Origin of the sequence: Lamprobacter sp., assembly GCF_034860625.1 — a bacterium.
GTDB lineage: Bacteria > Pseudomonadota > Gammaproteobacteria > Chromatiales > Chromatiaceae > Lamprobacter.
The window spans coordinates 1-2012 of the sequence record NZ_JAYESN010000408.1 but is presented as its reverse complement, the minus strand read 5'-3'; the positions used below and the strand labels follow the sequence as shown (position 1 = coordinate 2012).

The following is a 2012-nucleotide window of genomic DNA, read 5'->3' as shown; positions in this document are numbered from 1 at the left end:
AAGTTACTTCTGAATAGTTCCAATTTTATATGTTTTTTCATTATCACACCAATCAAAAAGCCGCCCACGGGTTTTGATTGGTCTCCTTTGAGACTGTGAAAGAACCCAATCCTAAACACTATAAAACATTCTACCAAAATCACCCTAAAATTAACCACCATAAAATCATAAAAACAGTAGAATAAGTGCCATATAAAGGGTATTTATGGGTATATACAAACAAGGCTTAAACCGTAAACAGCAGCTAATGTTTCCACCAAGTTTAGATGAGTTAGTAGAAGAAGATAATGTAGTTCGTGCCATAGAAGCATATGTAGATACACTAGATATTTTTAAACTCAACATAAAAACTAAAAAAAGTCTCATCAAAGATGGACAACCAGCATTTCATCCTAAGCTACTGTTAAAAATATATATCTATGGTTATCTCAATAAAATAAGAAGTTCAAGAAATCTCGAAAAAGAAAATAACAGAAACATAGAACTGATGTGGCTCACACAAGGATTAAGACCCTCATATAAAACTATTGCCAACTTCAGAAAAAATAATCCTAAAGCCTTAGAGACTATATTTAAAGAGTTTAGTATACTCCTTAAAAATCTCAAACTCATAACAGGTGATTTAGTTGCAGTAGATGGAGCATTTTTAAGAGCTAATGCTAGTAAGAATACTCTTATCATGAGAAAGACAGTAAAAAAAGATTTAGCAAAAATAGATGAAGATATAAAAAACTATATGACTCTTCTTGAGACACTAGATAAAGAGGATAAAAACGCTACAAACCTAAAAATCTCAAAAGAGGATATAGATAAACTCCTTACTAAAAAAGAGGAGTATCAAAAAGATTTAGATATGCTAGATGCTCTAGGAAAAGAGCAACACAATAAGACAGATAAAGATGCTACAGTTATGAGTAAACCTGCACATAATCTTATGGCTTATAATGCTCAGATAGCAGTTGATGACAAATACAAGTTTATAGTAGCTACTGATATATCTACAAATGGTCACGACTTAGACCAACTCCACAATATGGCAACAAGAACTAAAGAGATAACAGATAACCCAAATATGGTACTAACAGCTGATAAGGGTTACTACAGTAGCAAAGAGATTAAGAAGTGTATAGAAGATGATATAGAGACCATCATACCACCAAGAGCTACAGCAAAAACTAAAAAAATAAAGAGTGCAAGATTTTCTAAAAACCAATTTATCTACAATCATGAAGATGATTGTTATATCTGCCCTAATAATCAAGAACTCAAAAAGATAGAAAAACAGTATGAAAGAGATGGAAGAATGCTAGATGTCTATAGAGTTTCTAGTAGTTACTGCAAAGTTTGCCCTTTGAAGAAAAACTGTCTATCAGATGCAACACCAAATAAACAGATGTATAGATGGGAACATGAGGATATTATAGATAACTACACAACAAAAATGAATACCCAAGAAGCCAAAGCAGTAGTAAAAAAAAGAGGCTCCATAGTAGAACATCCATTTGGAACCATAAAAAGAACATTAGGCTGGGATCACTTTCTTGTTAGAACAAAAAAGAAAGTTCTTGGAGAGAACTCTCTCATTATGTTTACCTACAACTTTAAACGATTACTAAACCTCATAGGGACAGCTCTGTTTAAAAAACTCTGCATTGCTATAAAAGAGAATGATTTAAGCCAAATAAGAGAAGAAATAGCAGCTTATATCTTGGCGTTTGGAGTTCATTTAGCCTATTTTTTTAGATATTTTATTATTTTACAAAATATCCCAAAAAAGATGAGATATTTGAAAAATTGAGTTGAGAATTTAGGCTAAATTAGGGGTGAATTGGACTAAGTTCACAGTCTCACTAATTTGTTATGTATATTATTTCAATAGTTCGTACCATCGCTTTAGTACCAAAACTCTTTCTTTGATGATAGGTGTAATCATTCTATCCACTGCTCCTGCCCTCATTAAGGCATACATGGTGCCTTGTTTAGAATAATCCCTGTTAAGTATTATAGAGTTG

The 2012-nt window shown here is 32.1% G+C and carries 1 protein-coding gene; it reads left to right on the top strand.

The genetic code is table 11. The annotated features are described in order from the left end of the window. Positions 1-205 precede the first annotated feature (205 nt). Entirely contained in the window at positions 206-1798 is a 1593-nt protein-coding gene (locus tag VBE63_RS28155) for an IS1182 family transposase (RefSeq protein ID WP_323686293.1), read from the top strand. Positions 1799-2012 lie beyond the last annotated feature (214 nt).